We start from the raw sequence: 24,212 nt of genomic DNA, 5'->3' as shown, positions 1-24,212 counted from the left end.
CGGTGTATGGCAGAATGGTGATAGAATCTGTTGCATTAAGCTGTCGTCGGTTAATATACAGTTTTTAAGGTATTATCTGAAATGTCTCTAATACGAAAAGCCTTCGCTCGGCTGCATCACCCCGCTGATGTTATCTCGCGTATGTTCGCGGGCATCTCGCTTATGCTCTCTGCCTGCGTAATCATCGAGGAGATCATGGTGGAGCGTGGTGTTATTGTTGACCACTCCACGCTATCACCGATAGGTTATCCATCTGATGCTGCTGTTGGATAAAGTATTTCGCAGGCACAAACGTTCTGTGGGTCGCCGATGGCGAATAGACGAAATCTACATCAAAATCAAAGGGCAGTGGGAATTTCTATACCGCGCGGTGGATACTGTGGGCCAGACTATCGACTTCCTGCTGACAACGAAACGGGATGTTACAACTGCATTGCGCTTCTTTCGCAAGACCATTCGACACCACGATGAACCTGATGTGATCACTATTGATAAAAGTGGCACAAACATGGCAGCGCTGACTACACTCAACACTGACAAACCAGAAGAAGAAATCATTAGTGTCAGGCAGAACAATTTTATCTGTTGGCCGCCTAAAAAATCAGCTGCGCAATTTTTGCTAACTTGCCTACGCTAATGCGGTAGAACCATAATTGCTAATGTTTATCGGGTTACACTCTATACATCACTAATTAGGTATAGTTAGTAATGTATAGATATAAATATCGCCTATCTAACATGACAATAAATATATATTGTATTTTTTTGTTTTAATTTATAAATAATCATTCGCATAAGGAAATAACTATGAAAGTGAAATCAAAAGAATTCTTTTTTTGTAATTTCATTAAAATTGACACTAAGATTGTTTTAATTCTCGGCATCACTTTTATCTTTATTGGTTTATTGGGGGTATTAGCAGTGCTGGTAATGCGACATTAACTCATACTCTTTTTAATTAATAATCTGACGCACGAGTTGAATAGGTAAGGGAATCAACTTTGGCTCATAGGTAACGTTTAAGGTTGTGTCGCATTAAGGTTTTGTCAGGTAACATGCTGTTTTTTTTTATAATGTTGTCGCCGATGTTTCTAATCGGAAAAACTTTCGGTCGGCTACATTACCCCGCTGATGTTATCGCTCAGTGTGTTCGCTGGTATCTCGCTTATGCCCTCAGCCTGCTTAATCTCGAGGAGATGATGGCAGAGTGTGGTGTTATTGTTTAGCACTCCACGCTTCACCAATGGGTTAGCCACACAGAGGCAGCTTGAAGTATGACGAGTATAATCACTTCCGCCACTGGTTCCCCATTACCCGCTTTAGGTTTCCTATTTATACTCTTATAATCAAAGAGATTGTTGAAATGCTCAAAAAAATAAAACAGGGTTTTATGTTTGCCTTATTAATAACGACACTGACAAGTCAGGCAAGAGAAATAAACTTATATTCCGTTAATACCGGTTCGTTTGTTTACCATTTGACAGGAAATCGTGGGCAATACACAGAGAAATTTGATAACCGGTTCTTCTCGGTGGAACGAAAATTTTCTGATGACTCCAAATATAGTGTATTAGTTGGAACTATGAAAAATAGTTTTGATGACCGCTGCATTGCAATAGGGTTAAGAAGAGACTGGCTATCTGATAAATCAGGTTGGGCTTTTAAAGGGGTTTATGGTTATACCGGTGAGTTCTTTTTTGACGCCTTCAGCCACTGTGGTGACGATGGTTCCTATAACGATTTCAAAAAGGCGACCGGGATTGGATTTTCTCCTTATATTTATCATGCTGTCCAGTATAATTTTACAGATTATTTCGGCATAGAAAGCGGAATTATTATTCCCTCGATTTTCGTAATAAGCGTGCAATGGAGTTTTAGATAACATCTATGTCAATCAGCATCTAGATTTGTGGGCTGCCAGAAAAACAGACAACCCAACTTTCACCTATTTTGCCCTGATAATAAGACAAAATTTAATCCTAACCATGAACGAAAAAGGTCTAAAAAAGCACCTTTTTCGTTATTTCAAAAAATAGTTAGAAGTTGTACTTAACTCCTAACATTGCAGTAGTGTCACTGTAACCTTTATTACCCACTTGCTGTGCAACATTACCCCAAACGTTAAGTCGCTTATTCAACTGACCTTCCACACCCAGTTTAAGTTCAGCAATATTCGCGGCCCCCTCTTGTTTTACGGTAACGCCATCCATAGTGCTGCCGAAGTCCTTGGTATTATGGACCCAGTTGGCCTCCACAAACGGCTGGAACACACGGTCTTTACCTTTATCCTGCTCACTGTAGCCATTCATAAAGGTTCTTACCCCTAAACGAGTCTGGATATTATTAGTTCCATCACCGGAAATATGGGTGCCGTTGGCCTCTTGATGCTCGTCAGCTTTAACACCCATCCAAGTCACTTGGGCTTTCGGTTGTATAAAGTACTTGGTATTTTTAGAGGCGCTTTCACCCAGCTTAAAGGTATAACCATTTTCTACAGACGCTGTCATACCTTTAGACTTATATTTTTCTGTAGCTAAGCCTTGACCACTAACGGTATTGTTGAACCAACTGTATTGCGCCCATACATCAATATACAGACCGGTCTTATCCACATCATTAGCATACCAAGTACCATATACACCTGTACTATAACCGTCAACAGAACCTCGAGAGCTGTAACCAGACACATTAGACTGTGTTCTGCTCTTGCTATTACCGTAACCGGCCATCACGCCTAGATGGAAACGATCCAAATCGTTACTGCTCCACTGAGCAATATCGCCACCTAGTTGCAACACATAGCTATTAGCTTGTGTACTCAGTTGGTCATGGCTGTCACGAGAACGGTTATGCCCGCCTTGATTACGCAGCCACATGCTGGTTACTTTTGTTTCTCCTGTGAGGGCATCAATATACTGGGTTTCACCCAAACGGTCATGTAGCCTGGTGACAAACATGTTGCTTGCTGCCGCTAGGTTAGCGCTGTAGGAACTGGCCTCTGGTCGCTCCAATATTCCACCATCGGCTCCTGAAGCAATATTAGACAGATACCAATTTTTTTCATCACTCTCACCCCCAGTCCCGCGCTCCAGGTAATAATCATACGCACCTGCGGTAATACGGTAGACAGTATCAGTGGCATTAAAGAGCTTAAACTCATTACCAGGCTCATAGGTGGTTCTGAACTCACCCTCAGATTCACCGTCAACCTGTATCAGTTTGATGCCATTCAGGGTTTTAGCTCCGCTACCACCGGCGTTAATGACTCTGACATAGGTCAGTCCGGCAGTATTTCCTTGCACCCGTAACATATCAGTCAAAGAAGTGTCATCATGCAAGTATGTACTGAACTGCAGTAAGCCTTTATTACCGGTGTAATCACCTTTGACTGTCAAAATAGCACCCGGAGTGCCGCTGTCCTCATGAGCATTAATCTTAATAATGCCCTCATTATTTATAGTAGGTACGATTTGGCTAAACCCTCCTAGGTCAAGGGTCCCACCTTTATGTATATTAATTGTTGATTCTTCGCTAAGTGAGTAAGCATGCGCAGTCGCCAACACACCGCCTTCAATAGTAGTGTCTCCAGTGTAAACGTTTTCCCCCCCTAAGATCAAAGTACCGTCTTGGACTAAAACTGACAACTCAGAGCTACTTTCGTTAAGACCAAGAGGCCCTTCCATATCCCAAGTGGCTTGACCATTTTTAATCAGTTTTTGGAAATTTTTAAGCTCACCATAGAAAGTCTGAGATTCCCCCGCATTACCGGTAAGTACCATAGTATTATCACCGCTAACACCGCCGTCAATATCACCATTGATAGTAGAGCCCGCATAAAGCTCCAACTGATTCTGCCCACCGGCAAAGTGGATGTTACCATCAACTACAGCACCTTTACGATTAATGAAGTAAATGTCACTAAAATAATCGGTGCCATTGCTACCAATAACACTTTCACCGTCTATTGTTTTTATAAGTCCATAATTATCAAGAATATTAACCCGTTCTTCATTAGAAACACCCGCTTCAAGTTTCTGTTTATCCTCGAACCAAATGGCTGCACTTGTGTTGGAGTAAATAGTACCGTGATTAACAATACGGTTACCAAAGCCCATGACATTGATTGCTTCAGCTGATCCCGTGGGGCTATAAGATGAAACTTCAGCACCAGCTTCAATAACTAAGGTAGTTAAGTTACCAAATTCAATGGTGTTAGGCCCGGTGCCTGGCCAGAAACCGTTACCGGATGTCTGGTCTGCTTCTGTTGGGGATCTGTCACTATTTGTTACTTTTGCACCGGACTTAATAATAATATTGCCATTATTACCAAGGCTTATAGCACTGGTATTTCCTGGATCGAGCTCACTCCCAGAGTTAATAACAACGTTAACATTATTATTTTTAAACGGACTATCCATATTGCCTGGCCCATTGCCGATAGTGCCATGAAAGGCGCCTTGGTCACTAGCGGTACAGGTTACAGTCGAGTTTTCCTGTTGCTCACCATGTGCATTATCACCAGTACTACTAATACAAGTCGTTGAAAACGCTTTACCGGGAGAGACAAGAAAGCTAGCGGAGATCGCTATAGTCAGTAGACTCATGGAACCTATTGGTATATAACGCTTGGTATTTACTGCATATCCTTTATTTAAAACACATATCCTTAGCATGTACTGCTAATGAAGGTTTAAAAAACTATTTAATAGGGGTCGTTAAGCCTCGGACTATCCGAATAGCAAAGTAGTATTAGCGTAGATATGTCAGAAAAATTTGCGTAACTTTTTCAGCAATCCACATACAGAGTTGTTTCGCTGATGATGAATGCTATCCGAGACTATATTTAATCTGCCCTTTACTTATAAGGTAGACTCATTAAATTTAGACCGTCTGGCAGATGATATCGTAAAAGACATTACCTGACGTTATATTGACATTGAATATACAAAACTTGAATATTTACCTCCTTTATTGTTTATCTTGTGAATGATTATAACTAAATTAAAATTAACTTAAAAGATAATATTAATGCTAATGATTAAAATTAGTAGAATATATACGTTTCGATGAATACCCGATGAATTATTCAGGCCCTGTTGCATTAAGCTGTCGCCTGTTAACATACATTTTTTAAGGTGTTATCTGAAATGTCTCTGATAAGAAAAGCCTTCAAACGTCTGCACTACCCCGTTGATGTCATCGCCCAGTTTGTTCGCTGGTATTTGGCCTACGCCCTGAGTCTGCGTAATCTGGTAGAAATGATGGCAGAACAAGGTATTATCGTTGACCATTCCCCTCTGCATCGTTGGGTTATCCGCCTGGTGCCACTGTTAGATAAGGTTTTTCGCCGACACAAGCACACAGTAGAACGGTGGTAGCGAATGGAAAAATCCACATCAAAATCAAAGACCAATGACGATATTAGTACCGTGCGGTCGATACTTCAGGTCAAATTATCGACATTTTGCTGACCGCCAAACGGTATTGGCCGGCATCGAAATGGTCAACATGATACACAAGGGACAATTTCAGCATCCCGATGGCGAGGGGTTGTCCCCTGGCTGAACAATTTTATCTGTTGGTCGCTTAAAAAAAGGGAACACTATTTTGCCGAACCCACTCTGTTAATGCGATAAAACACTATTTAGAACAGCTACTTAGATAATACAAAGTTATTTAATGATATTCTCACATCTTCTAATATATTGTTTCTAACATAAATAAATGTCTCTTTTTTATCTGGCACCTCACTACTGGATATGTTTTTAATATCTTTACCCCATGTATAAGAGTCAATTGATGCAGCGACTCCTTGAATGACCATATTTCTCCTGACTTTTATATTATCAATGATAATCCCATTATCGTTATATCCCATATCTTGGAGGTCTTTTAGGATAGAACGATAGAATACACTATCATAAAAACCATGATCCTGTACTAGCAATACATTAGATAAATTAATGTTTTCATTTTTTGAAAACCAAATCATCATCGACTCCTTAAATGTGAACTCAGTAATGTTGTCATCATGTTTTTTCTTCGTTGTAGATACATGAATATCGCTTCCTAGAAGGCGATTTTTCTCATTTTTTATATTAAAAAATGTTATACCATCTTTTAATAAATGGAATGATAGATCTGTTACGATATCTGAATCAGGAGAGTCTGATGTTAGTGATATTACTTTTGTTCTATCCATTTTCTTGACTTTTATATTATGCAACTCTCTATAAATTGGGGATAAAATATCGTATAGTTCCTGACCATCCCTAGTCATTAAGAACATTCCATTTGAATTTTAAAATAGTTTACACTCAGCCCATCCCTCTATTTCTTTCAACATCTTAAAAACTGGTGGAACTGTAAGAAAAAGTCTTTCCGCAGCTTTTTTATAACTTTTTTCTTCCGCCATGGCTATGAAAAGATTTAGTTGCTTAGATAAAAACAAGACACTCACCCCCTATGAGAATATATAAATAACACCTGGTTTTTATTTACAAAATTCAAACACTATCACTTTTTCATTAAATTTAATTTTTATATGAAATTCATTTTAATTATTCGTTAATGTGAAGGCTTTTCTTATTAGAGATATGGGTAGGCAAATATCACAAAAAAAGCGTATTGCCTGACTATACCTCTTAATGCGACAGAACCCGTTAATTGACGGACATTCGAAACACAATTCCCCTATGCAAAGAACGAGACCAACTTGCAGCCAAAATAGTTGTTATTAGAGGGGTTGCGACTGTTGTCGCCACCAATATTCACATCAGTGATTCAGGCATTGCGGAAGAGTGATGTGAAGAAATTTTCCACTCGCTGCCATTCCAAGCGTAAGTGAAAGTATAACGCGCGGAAACTTTTGTTTTATCGGCAAACGTAAATGTATACGTGCCTGTATCAATTGCTTTGTTGCAACCAATGCGAATGGTTCTGGTGTCAATCTTACCAACAGGCTTCTTTTCCAGGAAATGTTCAAAGTAATCAACACGCTCAGCATCCGTCAGACGAACCTGATTTGAGATCGTGGGTAATAAGACCGCATCAGCAAAGTAGGTATCAGCAACCTTTTTTGCATCACCTGTCTTTAGTGAAGCATTCCAGCGCTCAAATAATCCTTCGATCTCAGCGTTGTCTGCTTTCACACAATCTGTAGCAGGTGTTGCTGCTGCCCATGTGAATCCGGAAATCAACAGTAATGAACAGATGATGCCTGAGATTTTCTTCATAATATTTCCTTCGTGTAAGCTATGGATATATTTTAAGAAAAGGTACCAATAACTTCACACTGAAACAATAACCATGAGTCATAGTTACATTTATTTACTTTAATTGAAGTTATAAGACGAAAAAGAAACTGGGTTATCTACAACTCTGCCCATTGTTTTTTATGTGCAGTATTATTCACCGTTGGTTAGTTGTATCAACTCACGTTTATAAATTATCAAACCTGTATTTGATAGCTTCGACCGGTATTCCATTCAGGCGAAAGCACATTAATTATGGGTTTGAGGGCCAACGGAGCGAAAACGTACGTTAAGCAGTCAACTAATTGTTTAAATTGAAATTTATCATCTCTATTTACTATCAGAGATATTCCAAGCACTTTGAGAGGCTCTGTAGCATTAGCGCAGGCAAGTCAGCAAAAGTTGCACAGCCAGTTTTTTAGGCAGCCAACAGATAAAATTGTTCCTCCGGGGATAAGCCCTCGCCATCTGAATGCTGAAGTTGTCCCTTACGTATCATGTTGACCATTTCGATAAGGTCATCTGATAAAATGTGTGTGCGTTTGGCTGAATACCGATACCCGATACTGAGCTAAAAACACAAAAAGCAGACGGCGAACCGCCTGCTGCTGCGGGTTACCCTAAATAATTCGTGTTGCAGGCAGGCGGCAAGTGAACGAATCCCTGGGAGCATAGATAACTGACCTGCTCCCCGTTGATTAGTACACCCCGATGTTAGTAATGTCTTCATTTTGACCCGCTATCTCTTGAGCCAGCTATTACAACAGGAAGGTACCATTCGCGCGATGACTGCCTCCCCGAATGACTCGCGTCTCATGGAGGAGGTACTGGATACCCGCAAAGTGTGTGACAAGACGACGTGGACACTGGCGAGCAGAACGGATGGCAGTGTGCAAGTGATCTATCAGTGCTATATGCCTGTGGCCTGGTTCCAAACGATGTTCGCGCAGCAACTGGAAATTGGAAGGAACAAGGACGGCGAACGCTTGCTGACATAGTGACCAGAAATAAAGTACTGAAAGCAACTGTGCGGGAGAAGAAAAAGCGGGAACCGCTATTGCTTGCAGAAGCCAACGCATTGTTTGAGCAACTTCAGGTCCGTGGCGACCTGGACCGCTATAAATCACTGGTCAAATATGCTTCGATGGGTAATCAGAGTCTGGGAACAGTGAAGGCCTTCTTTGACAGCGAAAATGGGCAGGCGTAGCTGGATACGTATCCCAGGGCCGAGGCGGCGCTGGGCCACCACTGCCACGGAACACAGCTCTTTCGGCATTACCGGCCAATGGCAAAACATTGGCCGCCGGTTGGTTAATTCGAAGGATTTCAAACAAGTGCGGTCACATATTGTGATCTATGAGCAGGGCAGTGGCACTGCATTTAAATCCTTCCAACACGCAGACCATAGCCCTGAACGTGCGTGTCAGCTGCGCGCGGGGCAAAACCGAACTCTTCCACCTCACAATCGCTCAGCGAATGCACAGTCAAATTGGCCACAGCTCCCGCGACATCATTCAATGGGTTGCTCAGTTCAGCACCGAGATTTCTGCTATCTCCGCGAGCTTTCCACCACCACAGTTGATAACAACTCGCGTCAGGTCACGACTCATGTCAGGTACTTCAGTCTTTACCGAATGGGGTGTAATCATCTGCGATACCATCGCGTCGGCGGGCGGCGGGACGACCTTCAGTTCCATCATTACGATAGCTGGATTGAGACCAGCCCCGCCACGCTCAAGCATGACCTCATATCCACCGGTAGAAGTTTCAACCTCGCCTGACACTATAAGCCTGGGCGGCTGCGCATATACAGATGCCTTCCACTCGCCGGATGACTGGATCCGGCATCCCGCCGGTATTTCAGCCGCGACTGTCACAGCCGATGGTATATTCTGTTCAATCGCCGTGGTCGGCAAGACCGCCTGCTCGCGGGATTGTATATTTCCAACCGCAGCAGTGCTGGCACCGGAATTCTGGTTACAGGCAACCAGCATCAAGGATGCCGTCAGCGCGCTAACGCGTAATAATGCAGACTTGTCCAACATAGTCGATGTCTCCCGTGCAATCGCGAGTGATTAATTTTGCAAACATATCATGATTGAACCAAATTTATTGCAAAAAAATGGCTTTGTAATGAAAACTTAGGCTATTCATCTATTATTCAGTGATCCCCATGAAACTCGCTACAGACATGTATCCCCCAAATGGGGAGCTGCGTCCAGATGGGGAAAAATTGCTTGGCTGGGTCTGATTGTGGGTTTATATCACATTGATAACTCACCAGTCTGGGACGTGTAAAAGTCATGTCCCCCTAACCGAACCTTCAAAAAGGGATAATCTCGTGACCAAAAGCATTAGGCTCACTGTCGCAATAACACTGCTTACTGCGACACTGCCCATATTAGCTAAAATGCCAGAAAACTTTGTCTATACCAGCTCTGGCGACCTCGAAGCGGCATCAGTCATTATCGCACGTAGCGATATTGGCGGTGCGCAGATCGTTTACAATTGGCGTTCACTCGAACCTGAGAAGAACAAATACAACTTCTCGCAGATTGAGAAGGACTTGGCTCGTCTTAAGGTAGCCAATAAAAAACTTTTCATCCAGATCCAGGATCGGTTTTTCGAACAGAATGCCCAGTACGTTCCTGATTATCTGATGAATGATGCCAGATACGGTGGGGGGATATCGCCACAATTTGATAATCCTGGCGAAGGAAAGCCGAGTGGTTCGGGTTGGGTGGCACAGCAATGGGATCCTGCTGTGCGCCAACGTTATCAGGCTCTGTTGGCAGCGATTGCAGAGCGTTTCGATGGTCGAGTCTATGGTGTGAACCTACCCGAAACAGCCATTGATCTTGACGAGAAAAAGCTACCCAAGGGATTTTCCTGCGATAACTATTTTGCAGGCGAAATGGAAAATCTCACCTTTGCGCGAAAGGTGTTCACCAAATCCCATGTGGTGCAATATGTCAATTTCTGGCCGTGCGAATGGAACAACGACCACAATTACATGGGCCGGCTGTTTGAGTTCGCGAGTGCCAATAATATTGGACTTGGCGGCCCAGATATTGTTCCCAACCGCAAAGCGCAAATGAAGAACTCATATCCGTTCTTCAACAAATACAAAAGTAAGCTAGCACTCATTGCCATGGCAGTGCAGGAGCCGACCTTGACCTACAAGAACCCCAATACGGGTAAGCCATTTAGCAAGGATGAGTTTGTACAATTTGCCGACAATTATCTTGGCGCAGATATCATCTTCTGGAGCACTACATCTCCCTGGCTGACTAAGAAATAGGTATCAATCGCTAGGGACAGAAAGCCTCACTGCGAGATCATGTATAGGTTCTTTGTCCGGATAAAATCGCGCCAGCCGTCGGACAACAGCACTGATAACCCGCGTAAGTAATGGTGCGGACTGGTTCGAATGTTGGCGCATTTACACAGCGGAAATTTCTGGGGTTCCAGCTTAGGCCCCCTCCTCGGGAACTGATTGCAACATTCAGTTGGGTTCAGTATGAAAGCACCAAGGTATAAATTTAAAACCCATTTTCAGCCCTAAAAATGCCCCAAATATTTAGGGCATTGAGTTCAGTTCGTTGCGGATTTTCTTTGTTAGCTAAACGCGTTGCCCACGCATCCAGGCCACGAGCTGGTATCCGGTTCATTACCAACTGATAGGATGATGCGAACTCTTACAAATATAGTCATACAGGCGTTGAGTATCTTCCAATGAACAAAGGCGAGTGCCAAGATTAAGTGTTGCCGCGCTACCTGCTGCAACACCAAAACGTACAATCTCAAACAGGTCTGCACCCTTTGCCAGTTTCAGCGTCATTGCGCCAACCATACTGTCCCCTGCCCCAACGGTACTCATCTTCTTCACCGGCGGGGGAACGATTTGTACCCAGTTATCACGATCGACTGCCAATGCTCCCTGTGGCCCAAGCGACACCACGACTCGCTCGGCAGCGCCACGGTTAACCAACTCCTTAGCAGCATGGCGTACATCATCAGGATGCTTCAACTCCCGCCCTATAAGGGCCGATAGCTCATTCTGATTAGGTTTTACCAAGGCAAGCCCCCCCAAATCTAAGCTCGCTTTTAATGCATCGCCAGAGCTATCAATGATGCACTGCAATCCCATAGCTTTAGCCTGCTGAATCAGGTGAACTAATTTTTCAATACCAGTACCTGGCGGCAAACTACCGCTAATAACCAAAATCGATCCTGAAGGGATGTTTTGCACTTGTAGTACCAGTAGATCAAACTCAGCATCACTCAATCGTGCCCCTGGCATAACAAAACGATACTGTTCACCACTGTTGTCTACGTGGACATGCATGTTCTGCCGTGTCCAATCCTGCGTTTTCAGCGTTTTCGTCTCAATACCTTCCCGATCAAGCAATTCTTTCAAGTGCTCCCCTGTAGGGCCAGCAATAGGAAAAATTGCATGAGCTTGACCACCAAGATAAACAACAGCACGAGCGACATTAATACCGCCACCACCCGGCTCAAAAATAGGTGCCGTGCAACGTAGTTTTCCTTCAGGGTAGATTTTGGGCGTCGTTGTTGCGCTGTCTAGCGAAGGGGATAATGTTAAAGTGAAAATCTGAGTCATGATAATACAACCTTCCTTTTTGGTTTTTATTTCGCAGATTCGGCAAATAAAAATAGAAATTGTGTATTGATGACGGACTTAGAACAGCCACATTAGCGACCCAAAAGCCCGATAAATAACTGACTGTAACCTCAGTAAATACAATGACTACTCTAAGTAAAGCACATAATTCAGTACGTCGTAGTATTAAGATTCAATTGAATAATAGGCTTTATTTATCATTTTATCTGACCATAACGGGGGCTATCGCTGATAAACGATGAAATTAATCGCGATGTTAACATCAGTGAAATTGAGATAATGTTATACGCTATTGAGAATAACAAACGCTCTCATCGAGATTCGTCATCGTTGTTATTTACGCGACAGGATCAATCACAACACCATTGCGAAAATATTAATAAATTGAATCGCTCCTTTCATCGTTAAATCTCCTCTTCACATACTTTACTCGATGAATTATTGCACCCAACAACAGAACGTTAGCTTTTCTTTTCAAAAAACAGTGTCACTTTGGCGACTTCAACACCAAATTTGCGCAGTGATGTCTGGTTGAACAAATGGGTATCATCCTGGCGATATAGCCAGTCATCAAAGTGTAGTTTTATGCTGCCGTTCTCTGTTTTCACGTCCATATCATAACGCCAGTTGAAAGCATTACCTGCGGTATAACCATGGGCCACGCCAATGATATCCCCTGCCGTCCCCTGATAGCTGCCATCAGCGTTTCTGATGATGCGCCAGATTCGGGTCTGGCGCTCGCCATCAGCAAAAACAAACTTCTCGTTGAGCGTCAGGGTATTGCCGACAACATCGCCCTGGATAACCACCTCAAAACGGCGAGTCTGTTTATTCTGATAATTCTGCAACATTCCCCAGGCGCGGGTTTCACCGCTGAAGTAGCCGAACAAATCGAAAGTAGGTTTATTGTTTTGATAGTCATTGATATCTGCACTGCATCCAGCCAGTACAAACAGGAAAGCCAGTAACAGGCTTTTGATATTCATCAGATACCTCCAGTCAATTGTTGCCGCAAGTCAGGATATTGTGTCGTCGGTGACAACCAGATAGCGAGAAATGCATCTCGGAAAGCACGGTCGAAACGATCACCAATCGGCTTAATATATGGATTAGATGGCGCGCGATAATAAAATTGTCCGCCAGTATTATCACCCACGAAAGTGAGTTGGCTGCCAGAGGTTACTGCCGGCCATATCGTCGCTATCTGCTTGAGCCAACGCTGCTGCTGTGCTGCAGACACGCTGATTTTCATGGCTTGCCATTGTTCTTGTGTAGCGTTCACCAGCTCTTCTTGGGTAATAGAACGCTGATAGTTAATACTCAGTGCCTGCGGCCATCCCCCCTCCTCATAGCGTCCGCTCGGTGTACGCAATACTGAAAAATAAATATCAAAGGGCCCCCAACGTAGCGTGGCACTGCCTACCGTCGGCCACGTGCTCCAATCGCTGGCCTGTGCCACCTGAGTACTCAGACAAAGAAGAAAAGTTAACAGCATCTTCATTCAATTCTCCTGCGTAGTATTGGCCAACTGACAACTGGCAGATAAATAGCCCACCCTAAAGATAGGGTGAGGATCATCATTTCAGGTGCGATTTGTGGGGTCATCGCATTCAATTTCCAGCCGATGACATAGGCTAGTGGGCCGGTAAGCGCACCTAACAACACAACTGTTTTCACCGTCGGGATAATCCGTCTCAGTAGCCAATAAAACCAGCTAGTGAAAGTAAGCCACAATGCGCACATCCATATGGGAACACCGCCCCCGCCAGCAAATTTAAAGATATCGAGATAGCACCAAAACGCATCCATGGTAATACCCAGTAGCGCCGCTAACAGGACCCATATACGCTGTTGCCGCGGGGTAAATATCAGTGCCAGCGCAGCGCCCAGAAGTAGAAAAAGCATTACTTGTTCACGCCAAATAATGGCCAGCGTCCAATAGGCATCAAAACCGAGCGTAGTTAGCCAAAATCCGGTGCCCAATCTCATCGACGCTCAGCACTCAGTTGTACGGTGCTGATGGATCGCGCCAGAAAACCAGCTTCGCAATAGCACAGGTAAAATCGCCACTGGCGCTGAAAACGTTCGTCAAATCCCTGATTCTGTAATAAAGGCCAATTCTGCTCAAAACGCTCACGCCATTGTTGCAGCGTGCGGGCATAGTCACGGCCAATATCGAATAGGTCACACATCACCAGATCGCTATGGCGTGTGAGGGTATCGCACAGCGCGGTTATCGATGGCAAGAAGCCTCCGGGGAAGACGTAACGCTGGATAAAATCCACATTGCTGCTGTATTGCTGATAACGCTGGTCAGTAATGGTGATCACCTGTAACACCATTTTGCCTTTAGGTTTCAGTAACTGCTGGCAACATTTGATAAATAGAGGCAGAAAACGTTTGCCTACGGCTTCGATCATTTCGACCGAGACCAGTTTGTCATATTGCCCCGTCAGCTCACGGTAATCCTCAAACAACAGAGTAACGCGATCCTCTAATCCAGCTTGCTTAATACGCTGTTGGGCATAAACGTACTGTTCCTGCGAGATAGTCGTGGTGGTGACGCGGCAGCCATACTCACGCGCGGCAAATTCCGCCAGCGCTCCCCACCCAGTACCGATCTCCAACAGATGATCTTGTGGTTGCAGATCTAACTGTTGGCACAAGCGACGCATTTTAGCCTGTTGCGCCTGTTCCAATGTCATCTCCGTTTCACTGTACAACGCGCTGGAATAAAGCATTTCACTGTCGAGAAACTGCTGATAGAAGCGGTTACCCAGATCGTAATGTGCGGCAATATTGCGCCGTGCCTGCCGCCGACTATTATCACGTAGCAGGTGCACCAGCCGATGCCAAGGGGCGGTCAGCCAACTTAAACGGGCCTCCATCTTATCGACCAACTGCATGTTACTGGCCAGCAACTGAAGCAGGCGAGTTAGATCAGGACTGCTCCAATAACCGTCAATGTAGCTTTCTCCACCAGCAATGCTGCCACCCAACAGTATTCGGCGGTAAACTCGGGGATCATAAACCTCGATTTCAGCCTGTAGCGGGGCTTGGGTATCACCAAACTGGATTTCACCGACACCTGCTTCACGCAGCAATAATCCGCCCCCTTGCAACTGCTGTAGCAAGGTAAAAATAATGCGACGAGCACCTTTATTGTGACCCGAAAAAGGGGTGCTATCGGCGAGGGTGTATTCTGAGGAACTCATCGTTCATCCTTGCCGCCGGCGGCGGGGTGAGGGTAAATAGGGGTGCGTTTCAGCCATAACTTCAGTGCTTGCCAGTAAATGGCGGTGGCAGTTTTCAGTGTCATTAGAGGCAGAAGCCATAACTGTCGGCGCAACGTTGCCCGCGTTAGAGGGTGTCGATAAAGCAGTAATGTCGCGTCAAATTCGCGGCTGACACGGTGATTTTCGATATGAATGCGCAGTCTCTGTGCGGGGGCAGAGAGCCGCCAGTGGTAGGTCATGTCCATCGGGTTAAACGGTGATACATGAAAAACTTTATCTATGGTTGAGGTACCTTCTGGATTTACGGCATAGGTATGGCGTTCATTCCACGGGGTATTACGAACTTCGGCCAACAACCAACACAGTTTGTCATCATCGTTATACAAATAGTAAAAGTTGACGGGATTGAAGTAACATCCCAGATAGCGCAACTGGCACAACAGCATAACGCGGCCATTCAACTTTTCGCCGGTCAATTGTGCAATACGTTGCTGCGCTTTGTGTTTAATATCGCCACCACCCAGATAATCGCCACGATAAAACGACGCTGGGGCAAAGCGTTCCAACGCAATACCCAGCGCGGGCAATTGTGTCAGTTCATCAAGATCAATCAACGGCATGAAGATTTGGTAATCAAAGCTGTGTTGGACCGGGCTGAAGCGACGATGGCGCACATGTCCTACATAAAGGGCGCTATTCATGCGGCGTTCTCCTGCAACAAAACCTGCGTGACGTCCAGCGCACTGCGTACCCCATCCTCGTGGAATCCGTTATACCAGTAAGCGCCGCAGAACCAGGTATTGTGCTGCCCGTTTATCAGCGAACGCTGCTGTTGTGCCAGTACAGTAGTCTGATTGAATACCGGGTGGTGATAACTAAACTGGCGCAGAATTAGCGCCGGTTCAATCGGTTGCTGTGGGTTGAGTGTGATACAAAAGGTCTGTGGCGCATCCAAGCCTTGCAGAATATTCATGTTGTAAGTCACGCTGGCGAGTTGATTCTCTGCATGCTCGTCGCTGGCTGGTAAGCGATAATTCCAACTGGCCCAGGCACGGCGTTGGCGTGGCAGCAGACGAATATCGGTATGCAGGATGACTTCATTCGCTTGATAGCCCAACTGAGCTAAAACACGTTGCTCCTGCGGGCTGGCATCGGCCAGAAGACGCAGTGCCTGATCGGCATGGCAGGCAAAAATCACCTGATCAAAATGTTGTTGCCCCAAGGCGCTATGAAGTATCACCCCTTGTGGTTGGCGTTCAACCCGCAGGACTGGCATATTCAGGTGCAATGTCAGGTTGTCTGCCATTATGGCCAACATGCGGCGCACATATTCACGTGAGCCGCCTGGCACTACAAACCATTGTGGGCGGTTGGTGATGTCTAACAGACCGTGGTGATCGAAAAAGCGCAAAAACAGTGCTAATGGAAACTGGCGCATATCAGTCATTGAAGAAGACCAAATAGCGGCCCCCATCGGTAACAAATAATGCTGGGCAAAATAGGGGGAAAAACCTTCCTGTTGCAGAAAATCGTCCACCGTTTGAGCCGCAATACCACCATTCGCCAGGTTTTTCTTACATTGGCGATTGAAACGCATAATCTCTGCCAGTAGGCGATAAAAGCGTGGATTCAGCAGGTTACGGCGTTGGGCAAATAGAGTATTGAGCGTATGGCCGTTGTACTCCAGTCCACTGCGAGGATGCGTAACCGAGAAGCTCATCTCCGTGGCTTGCCCACTGATGCCCAATTCAGCCAACAGAGCAATAAATTGCGGATAGGTCCGCTCGTTATAGACGATAAATCCGGTATCGATAGCGTAGCTGCGCCCTTCCAGCGTGACGTCCACGGTCGCGGTATGCCCACCGGGATAATCATTGGCTTCAAACAGTGTAACCTGATGTTTTTTAGCTAACTTCCATGCACAGGTTAAACCGGAAATCCCGCTGCCGATAATGGCAATTCTCATTGGATTACCTCACCAAACGCTTGGCAAGCCAGCGTTGTAGAGCTTGTGGAAGTAGAGCTGTTAGTCGTAACAGCGCGGCGAACAGTGGGGGAAAAGCAATTTCAGCGGCCCCTTTTGCCAGACCACGGCGAATATAGTGCGAAGCCTGCTTAGGGGTGATTATCATCGGCATGGCAAAATCGTTGCGGTCAGTCAGCGGTGTGGCAACAAAACCGGGTAATATCAGCGAAACATTAATACCGGATTTTGCCAAATCCACGGCCAGGCTGCGGGCAAAATAGGCAAGTGCAGCTTTTGAGGCACCATAAGCTTCTGCGCGCGACATGGGGATGATGCTGGCTGTTGACCCCACCAATGCGATCCTGCTCCCGGACGACAGTTGTGGTAACAGGGCATCTAAGCAATTGATCGGACCAAGAAAATTAGTATTAAGCACCCGTGCAACCCGTTCAGCCTCGACGACACCGTTATCAAGGTATTCACAGGTTCCAGCACACAAAATAACCAGATCGGCCGGACATTGCGCCAACGCGCTACGCGTAGCAGACAAATCGGTTATGTCGAAATGACGCGCCGTAATTGCCGAATTATGCGCGCCAAGTGCCATCAACCGGGCTTCATCACGTCCACAGGCGGTCACCTGCCAGCCCTCGGCGGCATAATCGAGCGCCAATTGCTGCCCAATCCCGGAACTGGCTCCGGTGATCACCACGTGTTTCATGCTTGTAGCCTCTTCTTCAATTTGACAACAATCCCGCCGAGCAGCGGTATATGTTCATACAGCATGGCACCCAGATCGTAGTAATCACGCTGATAGATAACCCGCTGTTCAGCAAAGCGTAACTGGCTGATACCCTCTAAACTGAGCAAGCTGCCACGGCGCAGACGGGGATGGGCATAAGTCATATGCCAGCACACAGAGGCTTGTTGGTCATGGTGCTGAATGTCAGTGAGGGTAAAGCTACAAGTGCTTAAGTTACTGAGCAGCAATTGAAAATAAACTTCAAGTGAACTCAATCCCTGATGTTCTCCGACGGGATCGATAAAGTGGATATCGCGATGATAAACATCAGATAGCTCGACCAGACGTGCTGTATCCAACGTGGTATAGAATTGTGAAAAACGTGCCAGCAGTGCTTCAGCGTTACTCATGGTAGTGCTCCGAAGCAAGGATTAGCAGAGCATGGTTATCGATAAGCGTAATATTCAAGCCTGCATCGCACCAAGCTGCTAATTGCCGCCGCTTGGCAGTATTGAGTACGCCATCGGTGCAGAGAAAGTAGCGTTCGGCCTTAAACATAGCCAATTGCGGAGCTTCCAGCGATCCCGGCAAAATATCGATATGCATATTGTTTTTCGCCAGAACGATGGCGGCCATCCACAACTCGGTAGGATCGATGTTTCCCCATCCCAGTAGTAATACATTCTCGCCTGGCTTCTTGCGTGCACCCAGCATACAAAAAGTCGCGTATTCAATGATCACGCCATCCAGCAGACGACTCAGCATGTGCAGCAATTGATGTTCATTCTTAAGCTGTGAACGTAATGGTCTTAGCACATATTCAATCAGGGCCTGAGGTGGATATTCGCGCCCTAATTCAAAGATACGACTACGGAGTTTATGCGGTGCGGGAGCCTGAATCAGCGCCAGTAACTGTTGTTGCAGTGTTACCCAGTTAGTGCTGTCGCCAGGTGCTGTGCCACCGTCGAGTAAAGGTTTGATCTGGCTAACTGGGACGCCGCGTTCTATCCAGCGCACAATAGTGCGGATACGGACAATATCGTCGTCATTGAACTGCCGATGGCCACCTTCAGTACGTTGTGGTTTTAACAAGCCATAACGCCGTTGCCAGGCACGCAGTGTTACTGGATTAATACCACAAAGTTGCGCCACCTCACTGATACTGTATGTCGCCATGCCATTTACCTTGCCGAAAACACCTATAGATTAACCATAGCGGGTTAATACAAACTTGTACAAGAAAATAATAATTGTACAAGTTTGAGCAAGAAACAAAGAAAGGGATTACGGTGGTGAAATTAGGCTGATGCAGCTTTCTACATGTTAAGCCAATTCGCAGCAGAGGAAGATGTATCTGTTACCCAATAACTCTTTTAACTAGCTGAAATGAAACGTTCTATTATCAGGATTACTTGTCAGATCCGCCCTATTCTGATTTCAGCTTGTGACTGAACCAAATAGCATGCCAACCCCCGATGATACCCCCATCGCAAGCGCACTCCAGAAGGTAATTCGAATAATACCTGGCCATATTGGCGCTCCGCCTGCTTTCGCGGCAATCCCCCCCAGAATAGCCAGAGAAGCCAATGCTGACAGGCTAATGGCTGGAATTGCCCAGTCAGCCGTGACAATAAACGCCACCAACAAGGGCAGTATTGCGCCCGCTGAGAAGCTCATCGCAGAAGCCCAGGCCGCTTGTAATGGGCGAGCGGTAGTGATCTCAGATATCCCCAATTCATCACGGGCGTGAGCACCTAACGCATCATGGCTCATCAGTTTTTCAGCCACTTGCTTGGCCAGTGCTACATCAAGGCCGCGATGGACATAAATCGAGGTTAACTCACGATATTCACCTTGAAAATCGGCGTTCAGTTCTGCTTGCTCTTCCGCCAATGCGGCCTTTTCTGTATCTGACTGAGAAGATACCGAGACATATTCCCCTGTTGCCATCGACATCGCACCCGCAACCAGACCTGCAATGCCGGTCAAAAGAATACTTTGATGTGTGGCATTGGCTGACGCGACACCCAATAACAAACTTGCGGTAGAGACAATCCCATCATTAGCGCCAAGAACTGCGGCCCGCAGCCAGCCTATCTTTTCGATACTATGCCGTTCTCTGTGCATCGTGGCGCTACCTTTTAGAGTGAAACTTCAGAGTTTATCAAGTCGCTGTTGAATGTCCTGATGACGGCCTTTATCTGCCAATTCTCGGCCTGAACGTGCTGGGGCCGCCAGTGCTTTTTGTAAATAGCCTTTTGCATCCGCTTTGCGCCCTTGCTCCAACAGGAAATCACCATAGAAATAGTTGGGATCTATGCCGGTTGGATTTACCTGTAACGCTTTTTTTAACAACAGTTCGGCTTGTTTTTTATCGCCAAAACCAATAGGCCAACCAGGAACCTGATAATAGAGGGTTCCGAGGCTGGTATAAGCAGAGCCATCCAACGCATTAGCATCGAGTTTTATTGCCAGCTCCAGCTTAACTTTCGCGTCCTTAACCAAATCCAACGCTCCCAGCCCCCCCTTCTCTCCTGCCCAACTGCTTTTAACGATAGCAGACCAAATTAATAGATCAGCACGTGATCCGTTGGCTGAACTGGCCTTATCTGCAATCGTACTGAGTTTTTCCAAACAGGACTCTTTCTGTTTTGCCACCACCTGATATTGGCAAACAGCCCATTGATTTTGGATATCGACCAACTCACTTTGGGCATAAACAGCGGTACTGCCAAAAACGGTAAGTAATAATACTAACGTCTTCATGGTGAATCCTTCTTATCACTGGAAGCCTGAGCATAGCGGGCAATAATAGCGTGTTGCTTCGCGAGAGCTTTATCAACAATGCTGGGGAAAATTGCATTTAATTTGACAAAGAACCGCTCCGGCCAGCCAAGCCAGCGCCGTGTTACTTCTTGATTCAGCGCAATAACTACCTGTTTAGCCACAAACTCGGCACTGTCACTTTTTGTCCCCAATTCTGCATTCATGGCATAAACAGCCGTTGAATTAAGCGTGGTTTGTGTGGCTCGAGGCGCAAAATAAAGAACATTGATGGCCGAACCGCTTAATTCACGGGCCAGTGCCTCACTAAAGCCACGAAGGGCGAATTTACTGGCGCAATACACGCTATATCCGGCATAACCAATACTGCCAAAGCTGGAACCAATATTCATAATAATGCCGGGATTACTGATATAGGGTAGTAAAGCTCGAGTCAGTAATATCGGCGCCTGAATATTCAGTGATAACTGCTGTACTATCTGTTGCTCACTTTGATCCTCAAGCCACGCAAAGTGATTGGTGCCAGCATTATTGATTAAAATATCAATGCTGGGTTGATCCCTAAGCACTTCAACCTGTTTTGCCAATGCCGCCGAGTCACAAAGGTCGGCTACCCATACTTGATGATCCTCGGGATTAGGTAATGCATTCAAAAGCTGTGTAAGGGCAATTTCATTGCGCCCGTGCAATATCAAACACGCGCCCTGTTTCGCCAATGCATGGGCCAGTGCCCGGCCAATACCGCCACTGGCCCCGGTCAGTAGAACTCGGCTATTATTGAGTTTCATTGCGGTTGATCCATCAGGCCACGCAGCATGTCCCCATAAAGCTGGTAAACCACCTTGGCAGAATGAATAATCGCCGCACGATCTTCGACTTTTTCAACCTGGTTCATTAATGATTCAAAAAAAGTCAGATGTTCTTTATCCAGTTCACCGTGTGAACTGAGGTAGCTCGTGGCTTTTTCCGGTAACCCCAGCCCTTGTTTGAGCTGTTGGGCAACCGTTGTTGCGATAGCAACACTGGTCCCTTCCAAGACGTGCACCATACCAAAAATACCCATCGGGTTAAGGCGGGAGGCATGATCGTAGAGAAACGCTATCATTAACTCTATCGCCAATACTGGCTGACCATGACGAACGGCCTGCGCATCACCGCCACAAGTGCGAATATCATTTAATATCCATTCCTGGTGCCCATATTCTTCATCAATATATTCGGCGATAGCCCCACGAACCCACTCATACTCTGAGCTCATCCGGCCACCCGCCGTCATCAGTAAAGGGACGGTATGGCTAACGTGATAGAAAGCCTGGGTCAAAAAGGCGATATACATTTCGGCGTTAATATTCCCACTACGACAAGCCTCTATAACCGGAGCAGAAAGGAGTTTCTCTCTATCCGCCGCAGTATCATGCTGTAATTGTTGATAGAAATTCATACCCTACCCCCTGCAATTAATTGATCGATACGGAGGTGATACTCGGACAGAATTTGCTGCCTTTTCGGACGCCCGTTATTGGTTAATAACCCGTTTTCTACACTTAGCTGGGCCAGAAGATAATGGTGAACCTGTGCGTAATCAGGCAGCCGTCTATTAAGTTGAGCTATTTGATCTGCAAGACTATTTTCATAACCGGGTGTCGGTTGGATCAAGGCGACATTGGCGGTTAACCCATCACCAAAGATGACAATACGAGATATCGCCGGAAAAACTTGGGCTTCGGCTTCAACCCATTCTGGGGAAAAATTCCGACCAAATGCTGTAATCTGAACATTCTTTTTACGGCCAGTAATATGCAGAAAACCTTGGTTATCAAAATGCCCAAGATCACCAGTCGTCACAGCTTGTGCCGGTGCCGGCTCGCCCAAATAGCCAAGCATTGTTGAACCAGAAATCAGAATTTCCCCATCTTGCGCGATGCTTATCTGACAATGCGCTAATGGTTTACCCACTGAGCCGGGCAACATATCCCCCTGCGTATTTAGGGCAACCACCGAACCACATTCTGATAACCCATATCCTTCATAAACCGGCAATCCTAATTGATGTGATTTAGCCACTAAATCCGTGGCAACCTTGCCCCCGCCAACAGCAACAAAACGTAAACTCTGTGTCAGATCTGGATTTATGGCACATAACATCACCAACAAGCGTAATAGCTCGGGTACCAGTACCAAGCTGTGCGGGCGCCACTGTTGAATTGCTTGGGCAAGGATCTGATAGGAGAATTGGCTGGAGCCGGTAAAACCCACTTCAGCAAGCGGCGGTATACGGCTACATGCCCCGCTTAACAGCGGAACATACAGTCCGGTAATGTTTTCAAGTAATGTTGAAAGGGGCAGCAATGTCAGATGCTGTTCAACATTGGCAGGAGCCACTCTGTCGATAAGCGATAGACTGACTTGCATCTGATGATCCCAACTCAGGCATACCCCTTTGGGATGGCTCGTGGTCCCCGATGTATAAGTGATTTTTGCGGTATGCGGTGGTAACTCGGGCACCGCTATCGGTTGGCGGCGTTGCAGAGCGTATTCAAATGATGTGGTAGTTATCCAATCCGCGCGTGCAGGGCCAATCAAAGCATCCGCACCGCTACTATCCAGTAGCCAATTCTGCTGTTCATTACTGAAAAAAACCGGCACCGGTATCATAACAATATTGGCTAATGCGCAAGCCAAATCGATAATGGCCCAGTCAATGCCGTTATCCAGCAAGAGTGCCAGTCGCGCTATTTTCTGGTGGCGGAACCTCTCTGCCAATGCCGCTATTTTGGGCAGTAATTCACCGTAGTTAATCACCTGATAACTATCGCACAATGCAGGGCGCAGAGGGTCTTGCGCCGCCATTTTCGCCAACTGTTCAAAAAGGATCATCGTTGTGTCCTCCTTTGAAAAGTAAAAATGCTGGGCATTGGCGCAAACAAAGAAAGTAATAAGCTGGTTTTACTCAGCACTTGGCGGCCCTGATTTAAGTCCCCCACCATCACACAGGGTTGGCTCTGGTAGTATTCCCCCCATGCAAAAGCCTCTTCACCGAGACGATTTGCCAGCGCAGGGGCCAGTTCCAGTGGTTTTAAATTCAATCGGTGAAAAATATTGCGTAATTTTCGGGTACCGGTAAACACCACATAATCAAGCTGGTTCTCACATAACAACCGGCAAATAGCCGCAAACATAATTCGTGCATTTCCCGATTCCGAACAAGCAAAATTACCTATTTCAACCAAACGATTACGTAAAACTGAATGCCCTGTTTGCGTTGCAATGACCACCTCAATAGGTGCGTCCAAATAGTGCTCAAGATAAAGTGCCCCGAAATCACCACGATTCAAGCCACAGGCACCAATAAGGACACCATCGGCACGATATAGTCCTAATAAATGAGGTAAAAAATGTGGGATAGTGGCATTGAACTCACGGCTATACTCCCGCTGAATATATTGTTGCAGTTCGTTTTCTTCTTGCTCATTCTGAGCAAATAACAACTGGTAAGGTGCCTGAATATTCATGCTCATAATCGCTCCTTTTACTGATAATAAGGAGTGTAATGATGGATACTTAAGAAAAACTTAAATTGATAACA

24 protein-coding genes and 4 pseudogenes are annotated in these 24,212 nt (G+C 45.8%); 7 read left to right on the top strand and 21 right to left on the bottom strand.

Annotated features, from left to right (window positions below; genetic code table 11):
• Positions 1-81: 81 nt before the first annotated feature.
• From V1955_RS03395 to V1955_RS03385, 3 genes and pseudogenes are all read left to right on the top strand, one after another.
• Positions 82-583 (top strand): annotated as a pseudogene (locus V1955_RS03395) (IS6 family transposase); the annotation flags it as partial.
• 502 nt (positions 584-1,085) lie between these two features.
• Positions 1,086-1,223 (top strand): annotated as a pseudogene (locus V1955_RS03390) (IS6 family transposase); the annotation flags it as partial.
• Between the two features lie 167 nt (positions 1,224-1,390).
• On the top strand, positions 1,391-1,882 hold the full coding sequence (locus V1955_RS03385) for a hypothetical protein (RefSeq protein ID WP_442821416.1): 492 nt from the start codon (positions 1,391-1,393) through the stop codon (positions 1,880-1,882).
• Between the two features lie 154 nt (positions 1,883-2,036).
• Here V1955_RS03385 and V1955_RS03380 read toward each other — a convergent pair whose 3' ends face one another.
• Positions 2,037-4,604: an autotransporter outer membrane beta-barrel domain-containing protein gene (locus tag V1955_RS03380; protein WP_442820522.1), complete on the bottom strand. Its 2,568-nt coding sequence runs from the start codon at positions 4,602-4,604 to the stop codon at positions 2,037-2,039.
• 543 nt (positions 4,605-5,147) lie between these two features.
• On the opposite strand from V1955_RS03380, the pseudogene V1955_RS03375 reads away from it, so the two are divergent.
• Positions 5,148-5,482: pseudogene (locus V1955_RS03375) on the top strand (IS6 family transposase); the annotation flags it as partial.
• Positions 5,483-5,653: 171 nt separating this feature from the next.
• Here V1955_RS03375 and V1955_RS03370 read toward each other — a convergent pair.
• From V1955_RS03370 to V1955_RS03355, 4 genes and pseudogenes are all read right to left on the bottom strand, one after another.
• Positions 5,654-6,280 carry a hypothetical protein gene (locus tag V1955_RS03370; RefSeq protein ID WP_442820521.1) on the bottom strand — a complete coding sequence of 209 codons (627 nt, stop codon included), beginning with the start codon at positions 6,278-6,280 and terminating at the stop codon, positions 5,654-5,656.
• A gap of 21 nt (positions 6,281-6,301) precedes the next feature.
• Positions 6,302-6,460 carry a helix-turn-helix domain-containing protein gene (locus V1955_RS03365; RefSeq protein WP_442820520.1) on the bottom strand — a complete coding sequence of 53 codons (159 nt, stop codon included), beginning with the start codon at positions 6,458-6,460 and terminating at the stop codon, positions 6,302-6,304.
• A 310-nt stretch (positions 6,461-6,770) separates the two neighbouring features.
• Entirely contained in the window at positions 6,771-7,235 is a 465-nt protein-coding gene (locus V1955_RS03360) for an SgcJ/EcaC family oxidoreductase (RefSeq protein ID WP_442820519.1), read from the bottom strand.
• A gap of 436 nt (positions 7,236-7,671) precedes the next feature.
• Positions 7,672-7,767, bottom strand: a pseudogene (locus tag V1955_RS03355) (IS6 family transposase); the annotation flags it as partial.
• 483 nt (positions 7,768-8,250) lie between these two features.
• Between V1955_RS03355 and V1955_RS03350 the strand changes: the two are divergent.
• The 3 genes from V1955_RS03350 (at position 8,251) to V1955_RS03340 (ending at position 10,554) form a co-directional block, all read left to right on the top strand.
• A complete protein-coding gene (locus tag V1955_RS03350; RefSeq protein WP_083162638.1) occupies positions 8,251-8,460 on the top strand; it encodes a hypothetical protein in 210 nt (69 codons plus the stop codon).
• Positions 8,461-8,861: 401 nt separating this feature from the next.
• Complete coding sequence (locus V1955_RS03345; RefSeq protein ID WP_127891218.1) at positions 8,862-9,332, top strand: hypothetical protein; 471 nt, start codon at positions 8,862-8,864, stop codon at positions 9,330-9,332.
• 331 nt (positions 9,333-9,663) lie between these two features.
• Positions 9,664-10,554 (top strand): hypothetical protein, encoded by an 891-nt coding sequence (locus tag V1955_RS03340; protein ID WP_442821415.1) that lies wholly within the window; start codon positions 9,664-9,666, stop codon positions 10,552-10,554.
• Positions 10,555-10,923: 369 nt separating this feature from the next.
• Here V1955_RS03340 and pfkB read toward each other — a convergent pair whose 3' ends face one another.
• The 16 genes from pfkB to V1955_RS03260 all read right to left on the bottom strand — a co-directional run bounded on the left by pfkB (position 10,924) and on the right by V1955_RS03260 (position 24,144).
• Positions 10,924-11,877 (bottom strand): 6-phosphofructokinase II, encoded by a 954-nt coding sequence (gene pfkB / locus V1955_RS03335; RefSeq protein WP_083162632.1) that lies wholly within the window; start codon positions 11,875-11,877, stop codon positions 10,924-10,926.
• 482 nt (positions 11,878-12,359) lie between these two features.
• Positions 12,360-12,884, bottom strand: a complete 525-nt coding sequence (locus tag V1955_RS03330; protein WP_442820518.1) for a DUF3833 domain-containing protein — start codon at positions 12,882-12,884, stop codon at positions 12,360-12,362.
• Positions 12,884-13,399 (bottom strand): hypothetical protein, encoded by a 516-nt coding sequence (locus V1955_RS03325; protein ID WP_193784779.1) that lies wholly within the window; start codon positions 13,397-13,399, stop codon positions 12,884-12,886. The genes V1955_RS03330 and V1955_RS03325 overlap by 1 nt, the downstream gene beginning before the upstream one ends.
• Positions 13,396-13,887 carry a DUF2878 domain-containing protein gene (locus V1955_RS03320; protein WP_083162628.1) on the bottom strand — a complete coding sequence of 164 codons (492 nt, stop codon included), beginning with the start codon at positions 13,885-13,887 and terminating at the stop codon, positions 13,396-13,398. Before V1955_RS03320 ends, V1955_RS03325 begins: the two co-directional genes overlap by 4 nt.
• Complete coding sequence (locus tag V1955_RS03315) at positions 13,884-15,113, bottom strand: class I SAM-dependent methyltransferase (protein WP_083162626.1); 1,230 nt, start codon at positions 15,111-15,113, stop codon at positions 13,884-13,886. The genes V1955_RS03320 and V1955_RS03315 overlap by 4 nt, the downstream gene beginning before the upstream one ends.
• Entirely contained in the window at positions 15,110-15,835 is a 726-nt protein-coding gene (locus V1955_RS03310) for a DUF1365 domain-containing protein (protein ID WP_083162624.1), read from the bottom strand. Before V1955_RS03310 ends, V1955_RS03315 begins: the two co-directional genes overlap by 4 nt.
• Positions 15,832-17,100, bottom strand: coding sequence for an NAD(P)/FAD-dependent oxidoreductase (locus tag V1955_RS03305; protein WP_083162622.1), 1,269 nt, complete (start codon positions 17,098-17,100; stop codon positions 15,832-15,834). Before V1955_RS03305 ends, V1955_RS03310 begins: the two co-directional genes overlap by 4 nt.
• A 4-nt stretch (positions 17,101-17,104) precedes the next feature.
• Positions 17,105-17,821: an SDR family NAD(P)-dependent oxidoreductase gene (locus V1955_RS03300; protein ID WP_372569605.1), complete on the bottom strand. Its 717-nt coding sequence runs from the start codon at positions 17,819-17,821 to the stop codon at positions 17,105-17,107.
• On the bottom strand, positions 17,818-18,252 hold the full coding sequence (locus tag V1955_RS03295; protein WP_083162619.1) for a nuclear transport factor 2 family protein: 435 nt from the start codon (positions 18,250-18,252) through the stop codon (positions 17,818-17,820). Before V1955_RS03295 ends, V1955_RS03300 begins: the two co-directional genes overlap by 4 nt.
• Positions 18,245-19,018 carry a MerR family transcriptional regulator gene (locus V1955_RS03290; RefSeq protein WP_083162617.1) on the bottom strand — a complete coding sequence of 258 codons (774 nt, stop codon included), beginning with the start codon at positions 19,016-19,018 and terminating at the stop codon, positions 18,245-18,247. The genes V1955_RS03295 and V1955_RS03290 overlap by 8 nt, the downstream gene beginning before the upstream one ends.
• Before the next feature lie 261 nt (positions 19,019-19,279).
• A complete protein-coding gene (locus tag V1955_RS03285; protein WP_083162615.1) occupies positions 19,280-19,969 on the bottom strand; it encodes a VIT1/CCC1 transporter family protein in 690 nt (229 codons plus the stop codon).
• A 27-nt stretch (positions 19,970-19,996) separates the two neighbouring features.
• Complete coding sequence (locus V1955_RS03280; protein ID WP_083162613.1) at positions 19,997-20,608, bottom strand: tetratricopeptide repeat protein; 612 nt, start codon at positions 20,606-20,608, stop codon at positions 19,997-19,999.
• Positions 20,605-21,414 (bottom strand): SDR family oxidoreductase, encoded by an 810-nt coding sequence (locus V1955_RS03275; RefSeq protein WP_083162611.1) that lies wholly within the window; start codon positions 21,412-21,414, stop codon positions 20,605-20,607. The genes V1955_RS03280 and V1955_RS03275 overlap by 4 nt, the downstream gene beginning before the upstream one ends.
• Positions 21,411-22,067 carry a TenA family transcriptional regulator gene (locus V1955_RS03270; protein ID WP_083162609.1) on the bottom strand — a complete coding sequence of 219 codons (657 nt, stop codon included), beginning with the start codon at positions 22,065-22,067 and terminating at the stop codon, positions 21,411-21,413. Before V1955_RS03270 ends, V1955_RS03275 begins: the two co-directional genes overlap by 4 nt.
• A complete protein-coding gene (locus V1955_RS03265) occupies positions 22,064-23,503 on the bottom strand; it encodes an AMP-dependent synthetase/ligase (protein ID WP_372569606.1) in 1,440 nt (479 codons plus the stop codon). Before V1955_RS03265 ends, V1955_RS03270 begins: the two co-directional genes overlap by 4 nt.
• Complete coding sequence (locus V1955_RS03260) at positions 23,500-24,144, bottom strand: thermostable hemolysin (protein ID WP_083162605.1); 645 nt, start codon at positions 24,142-24,144, stop codon at positions 23,500-23,502. Before V1955_RS03260 ends, V1955_RS03265 begins: the two co-directional genes overlap by 4 nt.
• Positions 24,145-24,212 lie beyond the last annotated feature (68 nt).

The sequence above is a fragment of the Yersinia sp. 2545 StPb PI genome, from assembly GCF_052217125.1.
GTDB classification, from domain to species: Bacteria; Pseudomonadota; Gammaproteobacteria; order Enterobacterales; family Enterobacteriaceae; genus Yersinia; species Yersinia enterocolitica_E.
This window is presented reverse-complemented; position numbering and strand designations above follow the sequence as displayed.

Excerpts from the sequence above, each read along its gene's own strand:
- V1955_RS03385 (WP_442821416.1), top strand. The coding sequence starts at position 1,391 with ATGTTTGCCTTATTAATAACGACACTGACAAGTCAGGCAAGAGAAATA.
- V1955_RS03380 (WP_442820522.1), bottom strand. The coding sequence starts at position 4,604 with ATGAGTCTACTGACTATAGCGATCTCCGCTAGCTTTCTTGTCTCTCCC.
- V1955_RS03370 (WP_442820521.1), bottom strand. The coding sequence starts at position 6,280 with ATGACTAGGGATGGTCAGGAACTATACGATATTTTATCCCCAATTTAT.
- V1955_RS03360 (WP_442820519.1), bottom strand. The coding sequence starts at position 7,235 with ATGAAGAAAATCTCAGGCATCATCTGTTCATTACTGTTGATTTCCGGA.
- V1955_RS03345 (WP_127891218.1), top strand. The coding sequence starts at position 8,862 with ATGTCAGGTACTTCAGTCTTTACCGAATGGGGTGTAATCATCTGCGAT.
- V1955_RS03340 (WP_442821415.1), top strand. The coding sequence starts at position 9,664 with ATGCCAGAAAACTTTGTCTATACCAGCTCTGGCGACCTCGAAGCGGCA.
- pfkB (WP_083162632.1), bottom strand. The coding sequence starts at position 11,877 with ATGACTCAGATTTTCACTTTAACATTATCCCCTTCGCTAGACAGCGCA.
- V1955_RS03330 (WP_442820518.1), bottom strand. The coding sequence starts at position 12,884 with ATGAATATCAAAAGCCTGTTACTGGCTTTCCTGTTTGTACTGGCTGGA.
- V1955_RS03325 (WP_193784779.1), bottom strand. The coding sequence starts at position 13,399 with ATGAAGATGCTGTTAACTTTTCTTCTTTGTCTGAGTACTCAGGTGGCA.
- V1955_RS03320 (WP_083162628.1), bottom strand. The coding sequence starts at position 13,887 with ATGAGATTGGGCACCGGATTTTGGCTAACTACGCTCGGTTTTGATGCC.
- V1955_RS03315 (WP_083162626.1), bottom strand. The coding sequence starts at position 15,113 with ATGAGTTCCTCAGAATACACCCTCGCCGATAGCACCCCTTTTTCGGGT.
- V1955_RS03310 (WP_083162624.1), bottom strand. The coding sequence starts at position 15,835 with ATGAATAGCGCCCTTTATGTAGGACATGTGCGCCATCGTCGCTTCAGC.
- V1955_RS03305 (WP_083162622.1), bottom strand. The coding sequence starts at position 17,100 with ATGAGAATTGCCATTATCGGCAGCGGGATTTCCGGTTTAACCTGTGCA.
- V1955_RS03300 (WP_372569605.1), bottom strand. The coding sequence starts at position 17,821 with ATGAAACACGTGGTGATCACCGGAGCCAGTTCCGGGATTGGGCAGCAA.
- V1955_RS03295 (WP_083162619.1), bottom strand. The coding sequence starts at position 18,252 with ATGAGTAACGCTGAAGCACTGCTGGCACGTTTTTCACAATTCTATACC.
- V1955_RS03290 (WP_083162617.1), bottom strand. The coding sequence starts at position 19,018 with ATGGCGACATACAGTATCAGTGAGGTGGCGCAACTTTGTGGTATTAAT.
- V1955_RS03285 (WP_083162615.1), bottom strand. The coding sequence starts at position 19,969 with ATGCACAGAGAACGGCATAGTATCGAAAAGATAGGCTGGCTGCGGGCC.
- V1955_RS03280 (WP_083162613.1), bottom strand. The coding sequence starts at position 20,608 with ATGAAGACGTTAGTATTATTACTTACCGTTTTTGGCAGTACCGCTGTT.
- V1955_RS03275 (WP_083162611.1), bottom strand. The coding sequence starts at position 21,414 with ATGAAACTCAATAATAGCCGAGTTCTACTGACCGGGGCCAGTGGCGGT.
- V1955_RS03270 (WP_083162609.1), bottom strand. The coding sequence starts at position 22,067 with ATGAATTTCTATCAACAATTACAGCATGATACTGCGGCGGATAGAGAG.
- V1955_RS03265 (WP_372569606.1), bottom strand. The coding sequence starts at position 23,503 with ATGATCCTTTTTGAACAGTTGGCGAAAATGGCGGCGCAAGACCCTCTG.
- V1955_RS03260 (WP_083162605.1), bottom strand. The coding sequence starts at position 24,144 with ATGAGCATGAATATTCAGGCACCTTACCAGTTGTTATTTGCTCAGAAT.